The sequence below is a fragment of the Bacteroides faecium genome, assembly GCF_012113595.1.
Lineage (GTDB): Bacteria > Bacteroidota > Bacteroidia > Bacteroidales > Bacteroidaceae > Bacteroides > Bacteroides faecium.
The window spans coordinates 4,687,250-4,710,793 of sequence record NZ_CP050831.1 but is presented as its reverse complement, the minus strand read 5'-3'; the positions used below and the strand labels follow the sequence as shown (position 1 = coordinate 4,710,793).

General features: G+C 41.1%; 13 protein-coding genes. All 13 read right to left on the bottom strand.

Translation table 11 applies throughout. The features are described from left to right. Positions 1 to 15 precede the first annotated feature (15 nt). A complete protein-coding gene (locus tag BacF7301_RS17430) occupies positions 16 to 945 on the bottom strand; it encodes a glycoside hydrolase family 43 protein (protein WP_167964774.1) in 930 nt (309 codons plus the stop codon). A 176-nt stretch (positions 946 to 1,121) separates the two neighbouring features. Next, positions 1,122 to 1,790, bottom strand: coding sequence for a DUF3826 domain-containing protein (locus BacF7301_RS17425; protein ID WP_167964772.1), 669 nt, complete (start codon positions 1,788 to 1,790; stop codon positions 1,122 to 1,124). A 60-nt stretch (positions 1,791 to 1,850) separates the two neighbouring features. After that, positions 1,851 to 3,590: a polysaccharide lyase gene (locus tag BacF7301_RS17420; protein ID WP_167964770.1), complete on the bottom strand. Its 1,740-nt coding sequence runs from the start codon at positions 3,588 to 3,590 to the stop codon at positions 1,851 to 1,853. 145 nt (positions 3,591 to 3,735) lie between these two features. Beyond that, positions 3,736 to 3,897 (bottom strand): hypothetical protein, encoded by a 162-nt coding sequence (locus BacF7301_RS17415; protein ID WP_167964768.1) that lies wholly within the window; start codon positions 3,895 to 3,897, stop codon positions 3,736 to 3,738. A gap of 103 nt (positions 3,898 to 4,000) precedes the next feature. Further along, entirely contained in the window at positions 4,001 to 6,007 is a 2,007-nt protein-coding gene (locus tag BacF7301_RS17410; protein WP_167964766.1) for a RagB/SusD family nutrient uptake outer membrane protein, read from the bottom strand. Positions 6,008 to 6,018: 11 nt separating this feature from the next. Next, entirely contained in the window at positions 6,019 to 9,471 is a 3,453-nt protein-coding gene (locus tag BacF7301_RS17405) for a SusC/RagA family TonB-linked outer membrane protein (protein WP_167964764.1), read from the bottom strand. Between the two features lie 908 nt (positions 9,472 to 10,379). After that, positions 10,380 to 12,596: a RagB/SusD family nutrient uptake outer membrane protein gene (locus BacF7301_RS17400; protein WP_167964762.1), complete on the bottom strand. Its 2,217-nt coding sequence runs from the start codon at positions 12,594 to 12,596 to the stop codon at positions 10,380 to 10,382. A 14-nt stretch (positions 12,597 to 12,610) separates the two neighbouring features. Further along, entirely contained in the window at positions 12,611 to 15,919 is a 3,309-nt protein-coding gene (locus BacF7301_RS17395) for a SusC/RagA family TonB-linked outer membrane protein (RefSeq protein ID WP_167964760.1), read from the bottom strand. A gap of 30 nt (positions 15,920 to 15,949) precedes the next feature. Beyond that, positions 15,950 to 17,428 carry a DUF4992 family lipoprotein gene (locus tag BacF7301_RS17390; protein ID WP_167964758.1) on the bottom strand — a complete coding sequence of 493 codons (1,479 nt, stop codon included), beginning with the start codon at positions 17,426 to 17,428 and terminating at the stop codon, positions 15,950 to 15,952. A 333-nt stretch (positions 17,429 to 17,761) separates the two neighbouring features. After that, a complete protein-coding gene (locus tag BacF7301_RS17385) occupies positions 17,762 to 18,652 on the bottom strand; it encodes a sugar phosphate isomerase/epimerase family protein (protein WP_167964756.1) in 891 nt (296 codons plus the stop codon). 279 nt (positions 18,653 to 18,931) lie between these two features. Beyond that, a complete protein-coding gene (locus BacF7301_RS17380; RefSeq protein ID WP_167964754.1) occupies positions 18,932 to 21,196 on the bottom strand; it encodes a GH92 family glycosyl hydrolase in 2,265 nt (754 codons plus the stop codon). A gap of 7 nt (positions 21,197 to 21,203) precedes the next feature. Beyond that, positions 21,204 to 22,172: a 1,4-beta-mannosyl-N-acetylglucosamine phosphorylase gene (locus BacF7301_RS17375; protein ID WP_167964752.1), complete on the bottom strand. Its 969-nt coding sequence runs from the start codon at positions 22,170 to 22,172 to the stop codon at positions 21,204 to 21,206. Between the two features lie 21 nt (positions 22,173 to 22,193). Then, positions 22,194 to 23,519 carry an MFS transporter gene (locus tag BacF7301_RS17370; protein WP_167964750.1) on the bottom strand — a complete coding sequence of 442 codons (1,326 nt, stop codon included), beginning with the start codon at positions 23,517 to 23,519 and terminating at the stop codon, positions 22,194 to 22,196. Between the last annotated feature and the right edge of the window lie 25 nt (positions 23,520 to 23,544).

The following is a 23,544-nucleotide window of genomic DNA, read 5'->3' as shown; positions in this document are numbered from 1 at the left end:
ATTTCTGGTTTTAATTTATTTCTTCTTACTTTCTTCCAACAGTGTTTTAACCACTGTTGCCGGAGCCTTGAATATTGTTCCGTGTTTATGTCCGGCAGGTACGCTTACATCATTGGTTATATCGGTGAAATTCTTAAAGTCCTTTGTGCGCATAGCTCCGTATATTTTCTTCTTATACACATCAAAATAAATGAGATAGTCCTCTCCTACCTTTTCTACGGTCGGTCCCTCTACAAAGGATTCGGTGAATGGTTGTGATGCAGGCGAATAAGGCCCTGTCAGGGAATCTGCAAAAGCAATCTTCAGGTTACGTTCAGGACGGGTATTATCTTTGAGTACCATCACATAATCATTTTTTGCCCGTTTCACCAGAACAGCATCAATTGTACTAAAACCCGGATCGTATAAGACTTTCGCTTTTGAAACTGTCTTAAAATCCTTCGTTGTGATATAATACAAGCGATGGTTATTGTTTTCTTCTTCTATCCCTTTCTCAAAACGACCGGGGACACATGAAGCCCACACCACCATAAACTGCTCACTATCGTCATCATAAAAAATCTCCGGAGCCCATACATTAACAGTGGTCGGTTCATCAGCCATAACAGTAATCATTTGTTGTTCCGACCAATGAACCAAATCTCTGGAATTTGCATAGCCGAATCCCAAATCACCTTTCCAGCTCGTAGTCCAGACTAAATGGAAAGTCCCATCGGGAGTGCGCACCATGGAAGGATCCCGCATCAATTGGTGTTTTCCCAGTTCCGGTTTCAACCAAACTCCCGGAATACTATCCCAATGCATTCCGTCCTCACTATATAAATATCTTAAACCCTCGTCAGCCGGTTCGTGGAATGAAGTGAACATATAATAGTCTTTGCTTCCCCCACAAGAAGCCAAGAACAAAATACCTATTGCGGCTAATGTATTTCTTAACTTTTTCATTTCTATTATAATCTATAATTGTATCCTTTATATGGAAAAGACGATAAAAGCCCTGATTTGTACTCAAACAGATTCGAAGATTCGTCAGATTCTAAATATATACGAGAAAAGGGCGACTCTCCGAGCCACCCTTTTCATCATCAAACAAACTAACCATTTAATTATGGGAGAGAATCTTATAAAGATCCTCCACGTGCTTTCACACGTTTGTACCATTCTTCACGTTCTTTCTTCAAGTCGTATCCGCGTTTAGCCAGATAGTTGTTAATACGTCCTTTATATTTTCCGAAAGCTGCGTGTTTCTTATTCGAATTTTCAGCATCCAAGGCAAATTCACGGGCTTCTACCAGCCACGCATAGATTTGTGCCTTTTCCTCTTCTTTCAAACTCGGAATCATATCAAGATGTGAGTCGTAAGTCACTTTCACCACTCCATAGGTCATGCCGTCCTTCACTGCTTCTATCTGCTTCTCGTCAAGGAAAAGAGACAAATTTGCAGGAAATGCGAAATGAGAACGATACAGCGCTGCATCCTTTTCATTTTCCGCAGCTTTCAATGCTTCAGTTTTAGCGTCGCCAGTCAGTCCCAATTCTTTTACTTTCTTGACTTTTGCATCGCGCACTTCATAGATATCGTTCAATTCAAAATAACGGTTGGCAATGATATTACGGACATCTTCCGCCACTTTTGTATCCGTAACTCCAAGTTTATCGACAATCTTCTGTGAACGATTGATGATAGACTCCACATATTTGGGGTCACGGTTTTCTTTATTCAAGTCAACTGCTCCGGCAGATATCCAGCCACAAAGTAACAGTAGAGAAATTATTAATATCTTTTTCATTGATTTTGTTTTTAAAGTAGGATACCGAAAGGAAACATGGCTCCGGCACCTTGCCGGCGATTACATTAATTTTCCTTTTTCAGCCAAAGTATCGTAGTTGTTCTTCATGTCTCTCCAGTCTACTTTGTGCTTCGTACTGATACCATTGATATATTTTTCAATATTAGTATATCCGTCACCTGTACAATCTTTGTTGGCGTCACTCGGGTCATTCGGATTCAATCCGTTGGCGATTTCCCATTCATCCGGCATACCATCTTTGTCTGTATCTACATAAGGAGTACCTTTGTATTCAGGATAGCCACCCATCTGACGGATATCGGTAATAATACCTTGCTTATAAGAATCTTTCGGCAGACGACGATACTTGAACTGTCCGTCCTCGCCCATTGACTTAGGAGACAAGCCTGTCAAATCACCATAAGCGTCTTTCGGAAGTTTCTTTTCATAATAAGGAATGCCTGTTCTAACTTCTTCAATCACACGTTCGTCAACAATATCACGGCAAGGAATATTCGCACCTACATGCTTCAATACATAATCATAAGCATCATTAGCCCCCATGATATTGATATACGGCATCTCGAACGGCTGATAGCTACGCATGTATTCAGTATATCCGTCAGTGTTCGGCTGGGTTTCAATCTGGATACCGCCATTCCAGTTGTCTTTCGTTATTTCAGGATAGCCTTCCATGATATTTCCGTCGGCATATACCCGTCCATATTCTTTATGATCCAACTTGCTACGTCCCGCTTCCGGTTTCAAGATACGATGTCCTACATTGGAGTCTTTAGGAGTAGCAGGTCCCGGTTTGTAGTAGTTATTAATCATGTTGAACATTGCGGTATAGTCACCACCGTCTGAAGAACGGTGAACCCAGTTGAACACGATATTATTAACGAAGTTAAAGATACCATTCCAGCCGATAGAAGGATTACGTCCGGAGTTGCTAGCCCAGAGGTTACGGGCAAATGCGCAGTTCTCACCTCCTAATGTGCTACCGAATGCATGGTTGTATGTATCCAATGCTTTTGCTGAGATAGTATTTTGGATAGTTACGTTTACAGTAGGAAGCTTCAAGTCTTTGCTCTCATATTGTCCTTCACTAGGATCATACATGTGGCGATAGAAAGAAATATTTTCATCCAATCCCCATGTACAGGAACAGTGGTCAATCATTATATTACCAACAGGGTTACCTCCGAAAGAGTCATCACGATGCCATACTTTCGTTTCTCCACGACGGAAACGCATATGACGTACTACGACATCATGTGTATCTACCCAAAATGATTCTCCAGCGATACAAACACCGTCTCCAGGAGCTGTTTGTCCAGCAATGGTTACGTAAGGAGCACGGACGATAATCGGAGATTCCAGACGGATGATACCGGCAACATTGAATACGATAATACGTGCACCGCCAGTTTCGCATGCTTCACGGAAAGAACCCGGTCCGCGGTCATTCAGATTTGTTACAGTTATCACTTTGCCGCCACGGCCGCCGAAACTGTACATACCACCACCTTCAGCACCTGGGAATGAAGGGATATCAGCTTGTGGCAAATCATACGGGCGACCAGCCCAAGGGATATAAGGGCGTCCTTCCCTGGCTTCTTTTTGTACTATCGGCAACGCTTTTGCCCATGCTTCGTCAGAACGTTTCCGCTCTTCGGTCATCATTTTCGTATAGTTATCTTTGGCTTCGCCGGATATTTGCGGGTATTGCGCCCATGCAATGGTCGGAGTCAACATTGTTGCAGCGAAAGCTGCTAAAAGTAGATGCTTCTTCTTCATTTTTATTTGGTTTTGTGAAGTTGTTAATTCAAAAATACAATAATAAGACGAAAGAAGAAAAGATTTGTAATCAGTAATAATGAAAAACATGGGTGATAAAGTAGAAAAAAATAAATCGTCAGATTTTCACTGTTGTTCCGTATTTCTATATCTGTACATATTTCTTTCTCCATTCTTCTATACTTGCTTGTGTAGCTTTGTAATCCTCCAAGTTATAGGGCTGTTCGTCAAGAACAGCCCTAATGTCACACACATTGGAATAGGAATCACCTACATATGCTTCATAATCAAAATCCGTTTTAACCATTTCGTTCAACTATTTGCAAAGATCAGTAGAGATAAAACTATTTTTAGCAAAAAAGGGGCATATCATTTTCATGACATGCCCCCTATCTTTCAAGTTTCAATGATTATTGTCTGGCATCAAATGTACCTTTTGCGCCATATGCATCCTGCCATCCTGTACTTTGTGACAACCAAGGATTCATCAATAACACATTTTCCGGTAAACCAGACAGATAGTAATTTTCTCTCCAAGTTATTTCAGCCTGTTCATTATTTATATTATCCACTGGTGTTTTAGTATCTTTGAACTCAAAGTGAGAAGTCCAGAATTCAGCTAAAATCTCAAGGTTTGCTTGTAAATTAGCTTCATCATTTACATCTACCGGAGTATCGAACGCAGCAACTTCAGATGCTATAGGATCCTCCTTTGTTGTAGAGCCTTTCACTTTCAAATATTTACCAACACGGTGAGTCCCATTCAATGGTTCAAGTCCCAATGTAGCACATGTCGTATTATTATTACTTGCATCATCAGTATATAACATCCAACGCCAAATATCCCAATATCGTTTTCCTTCGTATGCCAGTTCTATCTGACGTTCACGCAGACAAGCTTTAATCGCCTCGTGTTTATCGGAAACACTACCTAAACCATATTTATTGTTACCAACAGGAATTCCAACGCGAGCGCGCACCTGCCCCAGTACATCAATAGCCGTCGACGCATCACCAGTAGCAGCGTAACACTCTGCCAAGTTCAAAAGTAGTTCCGCATAACGATATTCATAAACGTCTGTTCCGTCGGCAGCATAAGTATTGGCACTACTTGCAATTGGACTAGACATTTTGCGTACAATAGCAGGACTACTCCCTACATTTGCAAAATATTGATTTTCACTGGCATCTTCCCAACAATAGTTCCATACAACAGCATCCGCATTAGCATCATACCCCCATTTCATTCCAGAGAAAGTAAAAGTATAATAAAAGCGTGGATCACGGTTTTTGAAAAACAGGAACTTATCATAACCATTTACAAAATTACCATTTTCATCAACAGCAGGCTTTCCGTCAGCCATTGGGAAAATATCAAGCATGCCTTGTGGCACTTGGAAACCAGCTCCATTACTTCCCATTGACTTTAATCGAATCGCTTTTTGCCAACTACTGCGTTCATCAGAACCTGAAGTTGAAGCGGCAAGCATTTTCACCATGATAACTTCTTTGCAGAATTTATTATCATTTTTGTAAAACATCTCATCCCAATCTTTACCAGTTGCTCCGTACAATCCGTACCCTTCATTATCCAATAAAGTTTTTGCATCTTGAGTCGCCTTCAAAGCATCTTTCCAACGTTGGTTACCCGAGTTATCCCAATCCTTATTAAATATTGGACTGGCAAAAACTAGAAGTACACGGCTTTTATATGCTAAGGCTGCTTCTTTTGTCAATCGCCCATATTCTGCATCTCCCCATTCTTTACGGGTAGGAAGTAATCCTGCCGCATCGTCAAGGTCACTTATAATTTGTTTAATGCATGCTTCTACACTCTCACGATTATATGCCTTGGCAGCCTCACGGTCAGCGGCATTTAAGACTGTATTTACAATTGGAACTCCACCATAAACACGAACCAAATCAAATAATTGAATTGCACGTAGGAAATATGCTTGTCCCTTTGCCTTTCTCACAAATCCATCCGAGAGAGTTTGACCATATTTATCAATACCTTCTAAAACATCATTACAATAACGAATACGCGAATATGGATCATTGCTTATATTAGATGCCAGATTTGCACCAAAATAAGAATCACAATCCTTAGCTTCTTCCAAAATATTACTGGAACTAATCTTGGTTTGTATTCCCCACTTTTCTTCGGTATATGCCGTAAAATCGGTATATTTACCAGCTAAGCTATATGACTGTGTAGGAGTCATACCTGATACACGGAAATAGTTATAATAAATATTCTGAATATACTGATCTAAAATAACCTCACTTCCAAAAGTTTGTTCCGGTGAATACTTATCATAAGGAGTCATATCTTTCAGAAACTGATCACTACAACCGGAAAATGAAAGTAAACCGAACGCTAACAGCGCACTATATAATATCGTTTTCTTTTTCATAATTATGATTTTTAAAATGAAACATTTACACCCAAAGACCATGTTCTCAAAGTAGGATACAATGTAGTCGTTTTGTCATACATATTACGATACTTTTTAGGATATGGATTATACAAGTCCCACAGGTTGTTACCAGTCACACTGAGTCGTGCAGATTGAATTTTCAATGGAGTTAACCATCTTTTCGGCAAAGTATAACCAACACTCAAGTTGCGGATATAGCAACGGAATGTACTGATCTGCCAGAAATCAGACGGGCTGTCAACAGAACCACTAATTCTATTTTCCAAACCAATATTCGGATACTTGCCATTTGGATTATTCATCTCGTCATACATATCCTGCCAGAAAATATCTGGTGACCATACCATATTCTGTTGAGAAGAGAAAACATATTGTGCTCTGTCAATCTGACGGTCACCTCCCCATGATGTAGAAAGCATCATGCTGAAAGTTATGCCCTTCCATTCCGCTCCCAATTTTGTTGTAAAGCCGTGAGTTCGATTTTTCTTTGCTAATTTTGCATAGTCTTCCACTTTACTAACCTGTCCATCAGGACCTTTTTGAGTACCATCAGGATTTAAACCACCACCTAAATCCTGATAAGCTAACATACCCGGCTTCAAATCACTTTTATTTGTTTTATCCAAGTACTTTACAGTTCCACCATTGGCATTTCCTTTCAAATAAGACCAATAATCATCAATATCCTTTTGGTTACGTAAAATACCATCCCCACTAGAAGTTCCTCGCCAAACTTTATACCCCCAAACAGGCATAATTGTTGAAACGCCAGCCCTTACGGAGTTATTAGCAGCTAACGAAGCTGGAAGTTCCGGCCATTCTTTCACTTTATTATTACTGAAGCCAAAGTTGACACCTACATTATATTTCACCTGACCTACTTTGTCTCGCCAGTTAAGAGAGAATTCACTACCCCATGCATCAATTCTACCAAAATTCACCTCAGTAAGTGCTCCTCCTGCAAAAATTGGAGTTCCCACGATACCACCAATATTTTGATTCAGAATATCAGAGTTTACATCATAATAGAAATCCATTGTAGCGCTCAGACGATTATTCAAGAAGCGCAAATCAAGTCCTAAATTATATTTATTATCCTTATCCCAATGTGCAGAAGGATTAGGGGTAGCATCAGCCTTAATACCTGTTTTTGCATAACCACTGTTAGCACCGAATCCATACCCCCTTGTTCCATCTACACCATATAATTGCATCCATCTCCAAGCCTTCAGGTTATCTTTACCAGTCTGCCCCCATGAGAAACGTAACTTTGCATATTCAAACCAAGCAGGCATTACATCTTTAAAGAACTTCTCTTCTGAAGCAACCCATCCTAGAGATACTCCCGGGAAAAATCCCCAATAATTTGCAGGAGCAAATTTAGTCGAAGCATCCGTACGGAATACAAACTGAAAAAGATATTTATCTGCATAGTTATAAGTAACACGTCCCAAATAAGACAATGAACCTTGCTGATATCTATAGGTTACAGTATTGCCTACGTCCATCGTACCAGCGGTTGCGGCTGTTCCTAAATAACTATCCGGATTCGGATTAATATAAATCATTTGCTTAGAATGTTGTGAAGATTTCATTTTCTCTACAGCAGCCATTGCTGTAATACTATGCAAACCAAATTTTCCTTCATAATTAATGTAGAAGTTCATTTGTTCATTTTTAGTAAGAGCATCTGTAAAAACAACACGCGTACGTCCTGTATATTCATTAAATTCATAATCTGCTACAGACGGATGATCGCTGAAAAAACGGTTACCTTCCGTCAACTTATTATCTGCTTTCAAATAAGCCAACGTAAATGGCATCATAACTTGTTCGCCATCAGAAGCATTACGTTTTAAAGCATAACTACCTTTTACCGACAGTCCTTTTATGTAAGGAATAGAATATGTCATTGAGAAATTAGCATCGTATCCAAATGAATTTGTTTTGGAATAGTTACCATCACTATCTAACATTTGAAAATAGTTCCAGCTACCAATTCTATCATTTGATTTTGCATTACCAGCCTCTGAGTAACTATTAAGGAGAGGAGAAGTATAATATGTATTACCATCGTCCAATGTTACTTCCCAAGGAATATAGGTTGGCATATGCGATAACAAAAGATACTCTCCGCTTTCACCCGGCTGAACCTTTCCATATCCATTAATAGCTGTGCCACTCTTCGTATGGCTTTTTTCAATATCTTGCTGATAGCCTGCAATTGTTGCCGAAAATTTCAAGTCTGAGGTCAATTTCACATCAACTCCCGCACGGAAGTTCCATTTATCATAATCCTGTTTCCCTAAGTTGGCACCTTGTGTGTAATAAGAGGCTCCAGCAAAATAAGTTGCATTTTCACTACCACCACTGACATTTACAGAATGATTCATTGTAAATGCAGATGACCAAGCTTCGTCCAGCCAATTATAGTTCATCTGATCCATCTGTGCAAGTTCATCCTCACTATAAATTTTGGTTTTCCAATCAGAACTGCCTGTGTTTATTTTACCACTTGCTGTATTCAAAGAATTAGCAAAACGACCGTATGCTGATCCTGTCAATATTTTCGGATGACCTACAGCATCATTAACACCAAATTTACCAGAATAACTGATTCTAGGCGCTCCCGCCTTACCACGCTTAGTTTTGACAACAATGGCACCTTGTGAAGCACGAGAACCATAAATAGAAGCGCTGGCATCACGAAGAACAGAAATACTTTCAATTTCAGAAGGATCCAGCGCATTAAAAGTATCCATAGTAGGAAGACCTGAATTCGGATCTATTTGAATCACATCATCTATAATAATCATAGGATCACTACTTCCACCATCTTTCGAATAGCTAAAAGACTGCCGGATAGAAATAGAAGCACCCACTCCCGGACGATTATCACCACCAGATACACTTAGACCCGGAATTTGCCCAGCCAAAGCAGCACCTAAATTTGATACCGGAAGTTCTTCGATTTCTTTTGGAGTAATTACGCCAATAGATCCAGTTACATCTTTCGCCTTTTGCGTACCATATCCAATTACTACCACCTCGTCAAGAGTCTTTGTATCCTCTTTTAATACAATTTTTAATGCCTGCCCTGCTTTAGGAGTGACAAATTGACGAGTATATCCAATAAAGGACACTACAATCTGGCTTCCTGTGGGCACTGTCAATGAGAAGTTACCATCAATATCAGTAATTGTACCGACTGTTCCCCCTTTTATTGTCACGCTAGCTCCAATAATCGGTTCTCCTTGAGTGTCAACTACCGTTCCTTTCACAATTCCCTGTTGCTGGACTGCATTTACAGCAGGCATTTCTTTTACACTTTCAGCAAATGTCTCCACAGGAACAGCAAACAAAAAAGAGAGGCAGATAATCTTCGCTGCGCTTAGATATTTGCTCTGTGTTTTTCTAGAAAAGACTTGTTCTTTTTCCATCTGTTTACATATTTAGTTCAAAAATACAAAAATACTTCACCAATATTTCTTTTTTATCATACATAAACAGGACGAATAACTAAAATATATGTAATCACATATTAAAGAATAAAATTAAATTTGAGACAATTTTATCCTTCAATACCTTTTTCTCAACCAATTACAATTGATTAAGAATGATGTTTCTTGTACTACAAGAATGGAACACATATAGAAGACCACACAAAATGAAGTACTACATTCATCAGGAAGAAGTAGAAGAGTGAGACGATTCAAATACATACTTTACATTAAAGAAGTACTTGAATCCAGCAGTAAAATAGTATCTATATACTGCTCAACCAGCCTCCAATTTTTAATGCACTCTCCCGCTTTCAGCTATCCAGTTCCCTCTAAGAGTCCTTATCCATGGGGATTCCGGCTGAAGGCACACCCTGAAACCACCCGATTCCGCTTTCAGCCACTCGATTTGTGCAAAACGAAAGGTCTGTTGGAGTAAAATACAGCCTCTGTTTCCCCTAATTGGAGCCTCTATACCCATGAGTTAGAGGCTCTATTCCCAGGGAATAATATAATATGTCCAGGGTACAGAGGAGATAAGCCCGGCTGTTGGACATGCAGAGCCGGCACATCAGCTATATATACCCAACATCTCAATTATTAATATTTGATATTCCGGCTGAAAGCAGGCGCTTTCAGCCGAAATACCGATAAACAGGGACTTACAGAAGAAACTGAAAGCTGAAACCACTATTTCAACTTTTCCTTGGAGAGCCTTATATATCTAAAAAAATGAGTCCAAACCACCCTCCCTTTGAAAGGAGAAATGATTTGGACTCATCTTCTATGGTAAATTGCTTTTCTTTTAGTTTCAGCAAATCACCTCTTCCTGAAAATCAGGAGAACTTTTATTCAGCCAACGGGTCGAAAGTTCCCATACCACCATGAGAGTGGTCTTCCCAGCCAATGGTCTGATACAATGTAGCATTAGTCTGCTGTGCACTCTGACGCAATCCGAGGAAATAATATTTCGGCAGGAAAACAGGATCAATACCAAGCGTGTTACCGTCAAGACTGATATCCTTGCGTGTGAAGTTTGCATTATAGAAGTTACACATTGCCTGAACAGCCGGATCGGAAATCACTTCATCATCTCCAACTATTTCGGATACGATATTCTCGTTCAATGTCAATGCAGCCGGACGGGTTTCATTTCTAAGCGGGTCACTATTGTCATTTGCAGCACCGGTTCCCTCCACATGAATTTCGATACGATGTCTTTTGCCAAGAGCATTCATCGGAGTTACCCCCAGATAATTACAAGTATTACCGCTAAATCCGGATAATGCCCAACTTGCATTCAGTGATCCTTGTCCCACGCCACCATCAAAAAGCATCCAACGACGCATATCATAAGCCCGTTTGCCTTCATAAGCCAATTCCACCTGACGCTCATACAAGATAGCCGCGAATAATTTGGCACGGTCATTTTCAATATCCGTATTCAGGCCGTAATTGTTGGCCGACGTATAGCCTACCCGTGCACGCACATCTTTCAATGCCTGAACTCCTTCCGCATGATGCGTTCCACCGGCACCACAAGCAGACTCCGCCAAGTTTAATAACACTTCAGCATAACGTATTTCCATATAAGGGGCCGCTGAACGTCTGAAACCTTGTTGATCACCGGAACTATAATCTGTAAACACATTAAAGTCAGAAGACGGATCATCATTCGAACGTTTACGCACATAGACGCTTCTGTTTCTAGTTCCTAACTTATCAGCCGCATAACCACTTTTACTCGGATCAGCGAGGTCAGTAGCCGATACATACCAACAGTAGTTCCAAAGCTCATATTCACTTCCATCCGTATAATAGCTCGGACAAAGACCGGACATGGTAGTTCCGGAGAAATCGACATCCCCACTATTAAACTTCCATTCCACACCCGGGAATGCAAATGTACGATAGAAACGCGGATCACGGTTCATAAAGAATTTACTACCCTCATTGTCGTATGTGTATATTGATTCCCCTGGTCTTTTACCGTCAGCCATCGGGAAGAGGTCTACTATTTCTGCCGTAGCAGTCCTGCCGCCACCACCGTTTATATTACCCGGACGGATTCCTTGCTCCCATAAGTTGTACTTATTAATATTCTGACCGGCAATAGGAGATACATTATTATATAAGGTGACAAAGACGGCTTCACTTTTTCCCGTATGGTCAGTGAACATTTTAGCCCAGTTCTTTGCATTGTTATCTCCCCCGTTACTTTCATAAGCAAGTCCGAAGCCACCGGCTTTCAGTGCAGCGATAGCAGCAAAATTCGCGTCATAAGCGGCTTGCCAACGTGATTGGTCGTCGCCACGGTTGAAAAGCGGACTGGCATAAAGCAACAACATACGTCCTTTCAAGGCAAGTGCGGCTCCGGAAGTAATGCGCCCGTAATTATCACCGTCCCATTGTACAGGAAGGTATCGGGATGCCATATCCAAATCATTGCATACAAAGTCTACACAATCTTTGGTTGAAGAACGGGGAATCACCAGATTCTCACCGTTACCATCACCAATCACCGGATTCTGAACATGATCTACAATAGGTACACCACCATACATCTTCACCAACAGATAATAACGCCATGCACGGAAGAAGTAAGCCTGTCCGAGCAATTCTTCTTTCTCTTCCCGAGTAAGAGTCTCACTTCCCGTCACGCCTTCAATGACATCATTACATTCGCGAATACGTCCCCAAGGGCTTGTCTCGCCGTTGATTACATAAAAATAATCGGGTACATTATGGATCGTAAGAACCGCTGACGGATCATTAAAAAGGGAGAATTCGCCATATTCTTCCGTACATTTGGAAAAGTCATCGTTGATTCCCGCACTGACTATATCAGTCAAAGCATTGGACCCTCCGACTGCATTTGGTAGCAAACAGCGATACAAATAATCCACACGACTTTTGGCTGTTTCATAATATTCGTATACGACTGAACCGTCAAAGCTTCCGTATACTTTCTTGTCTTTCAGAAAGTCATCGCTGCATCCGGTAAAGCTGATTACTGCCGCTACCGCCAACGCCTTCAAACTAAATATATTTATCTTTTCTTTCATAATCTTCTTTTATATTAGAATGAAACATTCACACCCAAGGTAAATTTACGCAAGTTCGGATAATTCCCATACGTGCCTGCCCATGTATCCCATACGCCATTTTCATAAGGATTGTAGAAACTGAAAAGGTTCTGGCAAGTCAGATTCAAACGGCAACTGCTGATGCCGACAGGTTTCAACCATTCTTTCGGAAGGTTGTAAGCTACGGTCAGATTACGTAATCTGACATTAGCTGCACTTACTTTCCAGAATGTGGAAGCCTGACTGTTCACCTCACTATATCTCAGATTCGGATATTTGGCATTCCGGTTCATTGCTGCCACGACATTACCGTTCGCATCCAATACGTCTTCGTACACATACATATCTTTCCACATCGCGGACAGATTTTTATACTCCATACTATTATAACTTTCCTGACGTAAATTGGTTTGAACAAGACCGTAAGCACCCCAATTTGCACCAAACTGTGCACTAAATGAGAAGTTCTTATAAGAAGCACCGAAGTTCAGCGTAAATCCCCAAGGATTGTTGACACGATTAGAAATTTTCACATAGTCATTACGGTCGATTACTCCGTCTTTCTCACCGTAACTTCCGTCCGCATTGCGTTGTCCGCGCTGGTCGCTATAAATCAACATACCCGGATGAACATTTTCTTTCGAGTTGCCAAGATAGGAAGTGATTTTGTTGACTGCGAAATACTCTTCAATTTCCTGATAACTACGGAACATGCCGAGACACTCGTATCCCCATACTCCGCGGTCGGAACGTTCGCCACGAATGATGTCGTCAAAGAAAGGGGTAGCCTGGAAACCGGCTTCCTTTATCTTATTATCGCTATAACCGGTACTCATCTTCACCCAATAAGAGAAATCTTTGCCGATTTTATCTTTCCAGTTCAGCGTAAGTTCCACGCCATAAGTATCAATCTCTCCGAAGTTCTCAGGAGTAGCCTGCGTACCCACTGTTGTCGGATAGAAAGAAGTTCCGGTGAAAGTGGTAAACAACTCACGGCCCATGTCATAGTAAGCATCCAGTGTGATACCCAGTCTGCTGTTCAGTGTCCGGATATCAATACCAACGTTCGTTTTGTAGGTCTTATCCCAATGCACGTCTTTATTCACACCTCTTTGGGGCATTTGGAAAGTCGCACCGGCATATGTATTGGTGGCTTCTCCAAATATAGCACCTCCATCCGGATTGCGGGCATAAAGTTGAGTCCACAGCCAAGGTTGTATGTTATCTCTTCCCAAGATACCGAATGAAGCACGGATTTTAAAGAAATCAATGCCGAGCTTTTCTTTATCGAACCAATTCTCTTCCGATAAAACCCAACCTGCCGACCAGGAAGGAAATACTCCCCAATAGTTGCTGGGAGCAAATTTGGTAGAAGCATCCGAACGAAGCAGGAACTCAAACAGATATTTGTCTGCATACGAATAATTCAGACGACCGATATAAGAGAGCATACCCGATTCCGTACGACCGAATGTGGTCGTCTGATCTGCGCCGGAAGCCGCAGAAGTAGACTGTCCGTCGGTAAAGCTATAAGGATCGGCAACAGTACCCGTCAGATATTCATATTCCGATTCCGCCTTTTCTATTGAGAACAAGCCGCTCACATTGTGCAAACCGAACTGGCGTGCATAGCTGACGGTCAAGTTCATCTGGTAGTTGTCCGTCTTATTCATTGACCGGGCAAGCAAATTACCATTATCCAGCGTGAAAGTTCCGAAATTACTGTCGGCAATGTCTATATCATTGCCTGTATAAAGGTGATTTCCACTACCACCACGGTTCAGCAATCTATAAACGCTCATTTTGGTACCAATGTCGTTTCCTTTATTATTCGTTATATTTCTTGAATAAGACGCTTTCACTTTCAGTCCTTTCAACCATTTGTTCCAACCGAAATCGTACTCAAATGAACCGTTGATAGACATATTGTTGGATTCTTTTTGTGTATTATCCGGAGAATTCTGCACAGCACCATAATGGAATAACTGCACGGCAGTAAGGCCTGAAGATGCGTTCTCCATACCTGTATATACAACAGGGAGTCCATTTATATAAGCAGGAACAAACGGAATGTGAGTCATCAAAGAGTTGAAGTCGGCATCTGTTCCGCCACTGGTTATACCATTGCGGGCGCTATTCTGCTCACTCATATCCCCCGATACCTGTAGAGTAGCCTTCGCCCACTTACCGATATTGGCGTTCACGCCTGCACGGAAATTCCAACGGTCATAATCCAAACGTCCGATGTTACCTTCCTGGCTATAGTAAGAAACACCTGCGAAGTAAGTAGCTCTCTCCGTACCACCATTGATATTGATACCGTGGCGTTGCGTCCATGCAGCACTCCATTCCTGATCGAGCAAATCGTAGTTCAGCCCTCTCATGGCTTCCAATTCGTCAGCTTGGAAATATTGTGTTCTCCGATCATCTGATTCTGACTCACCGGTAGAAGTACCTGCTCCACGTGCCGCATTATAAATGCGTCCGTAATCATAAGCACTAAGCATCTTAGGAAGTTTCAGAGCATCAGTAAAACCGAATTGTCCCGTATAAGAGATACTGGGTGCACCTACTTTACCACGTTTTGTTTTCACCAACACTACACCGTAAGCTGCACGGGCTCCATATACTGCTGCTGATGCATCTTTCAATACTGTAATACTTTCCACCTCATTCACATCCAGATTATTGAACGCATCCTCTGTAGATATGAAATCGTCAATTACATACAGCGGACTGGGATCCGCATCTCCACCTCGCGTTGAATTAGGAGTCACACTGGTGTTGATATTACTTTGACGAATCTGCAAACTCGGTGTACTACCCGGACGACCACCCCCCGCACTAACGTGCAGACCGGTCATCATTCCACTCAACGCATCTCCCAGATTACCTACCGAAAGGTCTTTTATCTCTTCTGTGGAAATGGTTTCGATAGAACCCGTTATGTTTTTCATCTTCTGTGTTCCATAACCTACTACCACTACCTCATCCAACTTCGATACATCTTCCAAAAGAATGACTTTCGGATTATTCAGATTTGTAATAGTCTGAGTCACGTATCCTACAAATGAAATAGTCAATCGTCCTCCTTCCGGAACGGAAAGGGTGAATTTCCCGTCAATATCACTTATCGTACCCACCGTAGTGTCTACAATCTTGATTGCAGCGCCAATAATCGGATCCCCAAATTCATCCACTACAGAACCGTTCACCGTACGTGAGTTCTGGGCGTAGACGATTTGCGTAAAGGCTTGTATGAAAAGCAGACATAAGCCTAAAATAAAATATCTTTTACTCATAGTATTCTGTTATTGTTTATACATTGTTATTCATTCTGTTGCCGGAAGCCAGCGCGGGTCGCCGCAACGATTCGCAATATGCTCTGAACTTCTCAGAGTAAAATCGCCATTGGCAGCATCGGCAAACTGTGGCGCTACTTTGATTGCTGTTCCTGAATGGTCGCGACCGGCATCATCACTTGTGTCATAATCGAGGAATCCACCGGGGACAGCGCTATAATAATAGGTATTATATGCAAGTGTATAGTTTACGTTTCCATAATTTCCGGCATTACATATACGTCTGAAAACACCTTCGGTTCCTGTTGCCGAACCTACAACACAATCCGCGAAAATCGTATTCTGCATCTCCAGGGAAAATACAGCATTATTACTATTTATTACGTTATTGAAGAAACGATTGTTAGTCTTTCCAACATTGTAGAAAGTACAATTATTCATTTTCCGAAGTGATGCACTCCAGCCGGAACCACTGAAGTTTGAAGGAACACGTCCTCTCATTTGAACTAAATAAGCACTGCCGGGAACCGTATAATAGACGGTACTGTTTGTTAAGGACAAATCCTTAATCCAACCCTGACCGTTAAATGCTATAAAGGTTGTACTTGCAGCATTGATGCTAACCAGGCAATCATCCACAGTCAAAGCAGCCAAACCATAACCATTATTACAATAATATAACGGTACTGGCATATTGGTTAAATTACAAGACTGGAAAACATAAGGTTGTTGGACTACACCTGCTTCTGCTGCGTTGAACATAACCAGACCTCTACTGTTAGAAGCGGTATAAGTACTTTCATCAAAATCAAAATCAATGAACTTAACCTTAAGTCCTGCTCCGTGATTTATAAATGAAGCGTTTCCTTTCATGGTTATCTTGGCGTGGTTCACTTTGTCACCGCGGATAGTCAGTGTTGTCGTACCCAAATCAACGTTACCGTCCATTTCATAGTTACCACCTGCTACCAACTCATAAGCAACCTCTTCTTCACCTTCTTCAAGAGGCGCAATAGGGTTGTTTGTGAAATAGGTCGCCAAGTTCGTACCGGACGGAATTATTTCACGCAGCGGCACCAAAGTGTTATAAGGCATCTCCGTAGCTGCAACGGCGTCACTATTATTATACTTATCATTCCCCAATGTTTTAACTACCACTTTATACCTCGTATCCGGGGTAATATCGCGGGTAATCTTACATTTGTCCACAACCTCATTTTCCGGACCGATAACAACCGGATTTTCCGGATCGTCCACATTATAGAACGTCACCTGATATCCTCCGGCTCCAAACACTACCGGCCATGTAACTTCAAGAGACGTAATGTCTACATTTCTTGTAAAAGTCCAACCTTCAGTTGAGGGTGATTCCAAGGTTACCCCCTGAACTCCCGGTGAAAAGGTTTTATCATCTTTGTATCCATCGACACAAGAACTAAAAAGAAGTATAGCCGCTCCAAACGCCAGACTATTCCTTTTTACCCGTAAGAATAAATGTTTACTCTTCATAGATTAAATTTTAATTTAAACAAAATAATATATTACATCTTCAATATCTATTGCATTTTTCTCTCTCTTTGTCATATTCGTTATATCATATTTCCTCCTATCATTATTTTAATTCTATATTTATCCGATTCATATAAAGGACGGATAGATATATTTAATGTAATACACCAAAAATCTGCTGATTAATACCATAACGGAAATAATGAATTTTATAGAAATAGAGTGATTACAGATTGAATCCGGCACGTTTTTTTAGAGACAAAAAAAATCCGGACTTGCTTTAAGCCCGGATTTTTAATAGGATAAAAATTCTAATCTAATAGAAAATGTGTATTACTGTTGAAACACCTCTTTCAGATACTTTATGTTTGTTCCATAATTCTTCTTCACATTTCGCACGTCCTCTTTATCCCGTGAACGTTCTACAACCAACCATCCGCTCCACCCCATCTTATCGAGTGTCTTTTTCACTTTATTCATATCCAATCTTTTATTAAAAGGTAAAGTTACCCCATCTGTATCTGTACAGTGAATCTGGCAGATTCTCTTTTTCCCCAGAATCTTGAGCTCTTTACACAAATCCCTGCCATTCTCTAATGCATTCTGGAATTTAAAATAGATTTTAATGCCGGGAGAATTAATTTCTTTCAGCAGTTTTACATCTCCTTTGGCATCCAGTTGGGTTTCAATTCCAATAACGACTCCTTCAGAAGCAGCCATATCTCCTGCTACTTTCAGACGTTTGACCACTTCCGTACGCAATTCCGGTTCCTTTTCCCACCCTGCTTTTATTCCACCTAACGGAAGAAAAGCGACTTTGGCATTCATCACTTTCATTGCATTCAAGCAATCTTGTACTAGTTCCTTATAGTTAGCACGCTCTAAAAAAGACTGTCCATAGAATCCGGACATAGCAACAGAGGAAACTTCCAATTGGAACTTTTGGGCAGTTTCACGAAAGAGTTGCTGAAAATGAGGTTCGCGCAGTTTGTTATCAAACATTTCCCTTTTGCCAAGACCGCCCATATCCAATTCCACGCCGTCACCATTCAACTCATGCACCAACTGGAACGAGCCTATCTTCTGACGCTTCAAAATCATCCAGTCACATACAGCAATCTTATAACGCTGTTCTTTCTGTTGTGACGCAGCAACAGCCAATAAAGGAAAACATTCCACCAATATCAGTATCCAAAGGATATGTCCAAATAAATTCTTTTTCATTTTATTCTAATTATACGCTATTTGTATAGTAGACGAATAAAGGGATGTTTTGTAATCGCTTATGTAACAGAGAATAAACAAAAGAAGAAAGAAATGATAAATAGGGAAACAAGATGATGACGGTATCCGACTCGGATAGTGACGCTATACCAGGCACATACCGTCACTCTTTTTATTGGATATAATGATAAGGATAAATGTAAAAAAAATGGGCTGCCGAACCCTGAAAAGTCCGACAGCCCTGTCAACCCAAAAACGATACCTATGAAACACTGTGTGTTACTTTAAATCAAAAAATATGCGTTGACCATGAACAAGTTCATCATGTGTGATATGATATTTATTGAACTTCTTGCCATTCAATAACACTTTATTGATATATAGAGTTCCCGGTTGAGTACGATTAGTCTCAATCACCAACTCTTTTTCCTTATACCATTTCGGATCCAGACGAATCGTTACTTTATCAAATACCGGAGTCGTCAATGTATATTCGGGCAATCCCGGACAATCCGGATAGAAACCGATCATATTGAAAATAGCCCATGAGGACATTGTTCCCGTATCATCATTTCCCGGAATACCATCCGGTTTCGTCGTGAAATACTTATCCAACAGACGTTGAGTCTCTTTCTGTGTACGCCATTCTTCACCTTTAAAGTATGAGAATAAATGAGGATAGGCAATATCCGGTTCATTAGCCGGATCATAAAGACCTTCGTCAAAAACCATTTGCAACTTATTGATAAAAGGTTTCTTTCCACCCATCAATTTAGCAAGCCCATATACATCGTGGGGTACATAGAATGTATAGTTCCACGCACTACCTTCATGGAAACCGGGATTCGGTTCAAAATTCTCTCCTTGTCTCGGATTAAACGGACTGTAAAAGGTTCCATCGGGAAGGACCGGACGGAATGTACCGAACTCCTTACTATAATAATGTTTATAGCCTAAAGAACGTTTATAGAACATTTCCGCATCTTTCTTTTTACCTAAAGCCTCAGCAAAGCGAGATAACGCAAAGTCTGCAATGTAATATTCCAACGCATGGGATACGGAATTGTCATATTGTTCACGAAGAGGTACATATCCTTTTGACATATAATCATCATTATCCGGGCGCATCAGATTCTCAGCTCCCGGCAATGTAGCCGACTTGTACATTGCTTCGTATGCCAGATCGACATCAAAGTCACGCAATCCTTTCATCCAGGTATCTACAATTACCGGAATACTGGGGTCACCTTCCATTGTCAATGTCTCTCTTCCATATAATTCCCATTTAGGCAGCCAGCCGTGTTCCCGATACATATCAAGCATGGTACGGACCATCTCCATTTGACGTTCCGGATAGACAAGAGTCAGCAATTGGTGAACATTGCGATAGGTGTCCCAAAGAGAAAATACCGTGTAGCGGTCTCCCTTTGTTGTCATTATCTTATCGCTTTCCATTGCCGGATATTCTCCGTTGACATCTTGTAGGATATTCGGATGAATCAATAAATGATAAAGTGCTGTATAAAATACTGTTTTCTGAGCATCTGTTCCGCCTTCTACAGTAATACGTGATAAGTCATCATTCCATTTTGCACGTGCGTCAGCAAGAATCTGTTCAAAATCCTTTCCCGCTTGTTCACGGTCCAGATTTAACCGAGCATTCTCTATGCTGACAAAAGAAACTCCCATCTGCACTTCCACCTGTTCGCCTTCTTCCGTGTCGAAAGAAAAATAAGTGCCGACATCATCACCTGCTATTTCTTTTCCGTAACGGGTATAAAGTTTATACTTCCCCTGATCCGGCTCCCATTCGGCTTCCACACCTGTCATCGGACGTTGTTTCTTCCAATATCCGGTTGCAGCAGGAGTCTTTTTCACCCGCATCACAAAATAAATAGGAAATACAGCCTGGGGATTATAACAAAATGTACCGAGCAATTTTACGCCTTCTACTTCGCTATCGCTTACGCGACGAAGCATGGCACCGCTTTCATTCGTCAATCCTTCTCCCAGATTCAACAATATATGGCTTTTGCCTTTTGGGAAAGTAAAACGGGCAATACTTGTACGTGGAGTAGCGGACACTTCTGTCTTTACATTATACTTAGTCAGATAGTTGGAGTAATAACCCGGTGACGCCTGTTCATCCTTATATTTACTGCCATATTCTTTATAATCTACATTCAGTTCTCCGGTAGTAGGCATCAATAATAAGGAACCTAATTCAGGACAACCGACCCCGCTCAAATTCACATGAGCATATCCGGTAAAGAAACAGTTGGTATATTCATAGGGGGTAGACCACCATCGGGCATCTTTGTCATACGTATTCTCAGAAGAGCCCATCACGTTGAAAGGGACCACAGACATCATGCCATTCGAGCAGATTGCCCCCGGATTGGTAGTTCCGAAATTTGTAGTTCCGATAAAAGGATCTACATAATCTATCAAAAGATTCTTTTTAGCGGGAGGGCTTCCGCCTTCTCCCGCATGAACGGGAAGAAGGGCGAAAGCAAGTGTGTAAGTTAATAAAATACGTCTCATACCTTTATTAAATGATACTTGTTCGTTTAGTAAAGTCGATAATCTCCTTAATATATCCGAAAGCCATGCCTACAACCGTATCTGCAGCGCCATAATAAACAGCAACACGCTCGCCGTCTTGCAAAGCAGCACAAGGGAATACTACATTGGGCACATCACCTTGAAGTTCGTAAGAAGCAGCCGGGCCAATCAGATATTCACGGGTACGGTAAAGTACTTTTTCCGGATGGTCTTTATCAAGTATGGCAGAGCCCATTGCATAACGGAAGCCGTTGCAAGTAGTGATAACACCGTGATAGAAAAGCAACCAGCCTTCTTCTGTAAGGAAAGGTACTGAGCCGGCACCTATCTTTGTACACTGCCAGGCACTTTCCGGAAACGGGGTCACTTTCATCACACAACGGTGTTCGCCCCAATATTTCATATCCGGGCTATAGCTGATGTATATATCACCGAACGGAGTATGCCCGTTATCACTGGGACGGCTCAACATCGCATATTTACCATCTATTTTCTGTGGGAAAAGTACACCGTTACGATTGAAAGGTAAGAAAGCGTTCTCGCATTGGAAGAATTCTTTAAAGTCGAAAGTATAAGCAATGCCAATGGTAGGACCATGATAACCATTACACCAGGTTACCCAATAGCGGTCTTCAATCCATGTCACACGAGGGTCATACTTATACTCCGATTCAATCATTTCCGTGTTACCAGCCTTGAACTTGATAGGTTCGTGATTAATATCCCAATGAATACCGTCTTTGCTGAATCCGACAAAGATATTCATCTGTACAGCTTTATTGTCACAACGGAATACACCTGCGAAACCGTCTCCGAAAGGTACAACGGCACTATTGAAAATACTATTGGATGAAGGAATGTGATAGCGTCCGATAACCGGATTTTGTGAGTAACGCCACATTACGTCCGTACATCCGACAGGACGTTCTTCCCAAGGAATTTGAATCTTATTCATAATCAATGTTTTTTATATTATTTATTTTTTTGAATCGTCATACGTAAAAGGTATGAAGTAAGTAATCAGAAAAGCTGGAATAGTCGCAATCAGGACATAAATAAAGAAGTTCCGGTATCCCAGCAAGTCACTAAGATAACCGCTAGCCATTCCCGGAAGCATTACTCCCAAGTTCATGATTCCCGATGCAAATGCATAATGCGACATCTGATGTTTTCCCGGAGCAATCTGCTGCATCATAAACAACGTCAGTCCGACAAAACCAAAACCATAACCAAAATATTCCATGGTTATACAGGTTCCTATCAGATACAAGTTAGTAGGCTGTACAACTGCCAGGAAAGTGTATGCGACAAACGGGAGATTAAAGATACAACAAAGAGTAAACAGTGTCTTCTTTAATCCGAATCTGGAAACATAAATACCTGCCAGTAAAGAGCCTAAGACGAAAGCTGCAGAGCCAAAAACTCCATTTAACGTACCAATCTCCGTCAAGGACAACCCTAAACCGCCGACATCTCTTGAAGCACGCAAAAATAATGGAGCAATCTTCATGATAAATCCTTCTGCCAGGCGATATAGAATAATAAAGCAGATATAATAGAAAATATGTTTCTTCGTAAAGAAATCCGCAATCACCGCCATCAATTCCCTTTCGACCTCTGATGTCGTTTTCTTTGTTCTTGTCGGAACTTGCGAAGAGGGTAAAACTTTTATATGGTAAATTCCAATCAGTACCATTATGGCTCCAATCAGTGCGAAAATTATCATCCAGGCAGACGTATATGCTCCTTTGTTCGCATCAATGGAAGCTCCTTCTATTGCCCCGAAATGTTCGGCCAACGCACCTGCCATGGCAACCAATCCACCGTTAGCAACCAATTTGGCCACATTATAAAAAGCGCCTTGTACTCCGATATATTTTGCCTGATCTTCTTTATTCAATTCAGCCATGTACACGCCGTCACAGGCAATATCGTGCGTTGCCCCACTAAAAGCAATTATAGCCATTGTAGATATACTTATGGCAAAAAAGTAATCAAAAAATAAAGAAAAGGCTACTACTCCAAACAATACTCCACTTAACAACTCTGTGACTAGTACGAAGAATTTCTTCGTCCGATACATTTCAAGAAACGGACTCCATAAGAATTTAAATGTCCAAGGTGCCATAATAAGGGAAGTCCACAATGTGATTTGTGTATCGGATATTCCCAAATCCTTAAACATGAATACGGAAACCAGATTAATAGCAATAAAGGGAAGCCCCATTGCAAAATAAGCGGTAGGAACCCAGCAAGCCGGGCTGATAGTGTTTCGTTGAGAAGCAGTTTTATTCTGTTGCATAAATCATAGTATATAGATGAAAAAA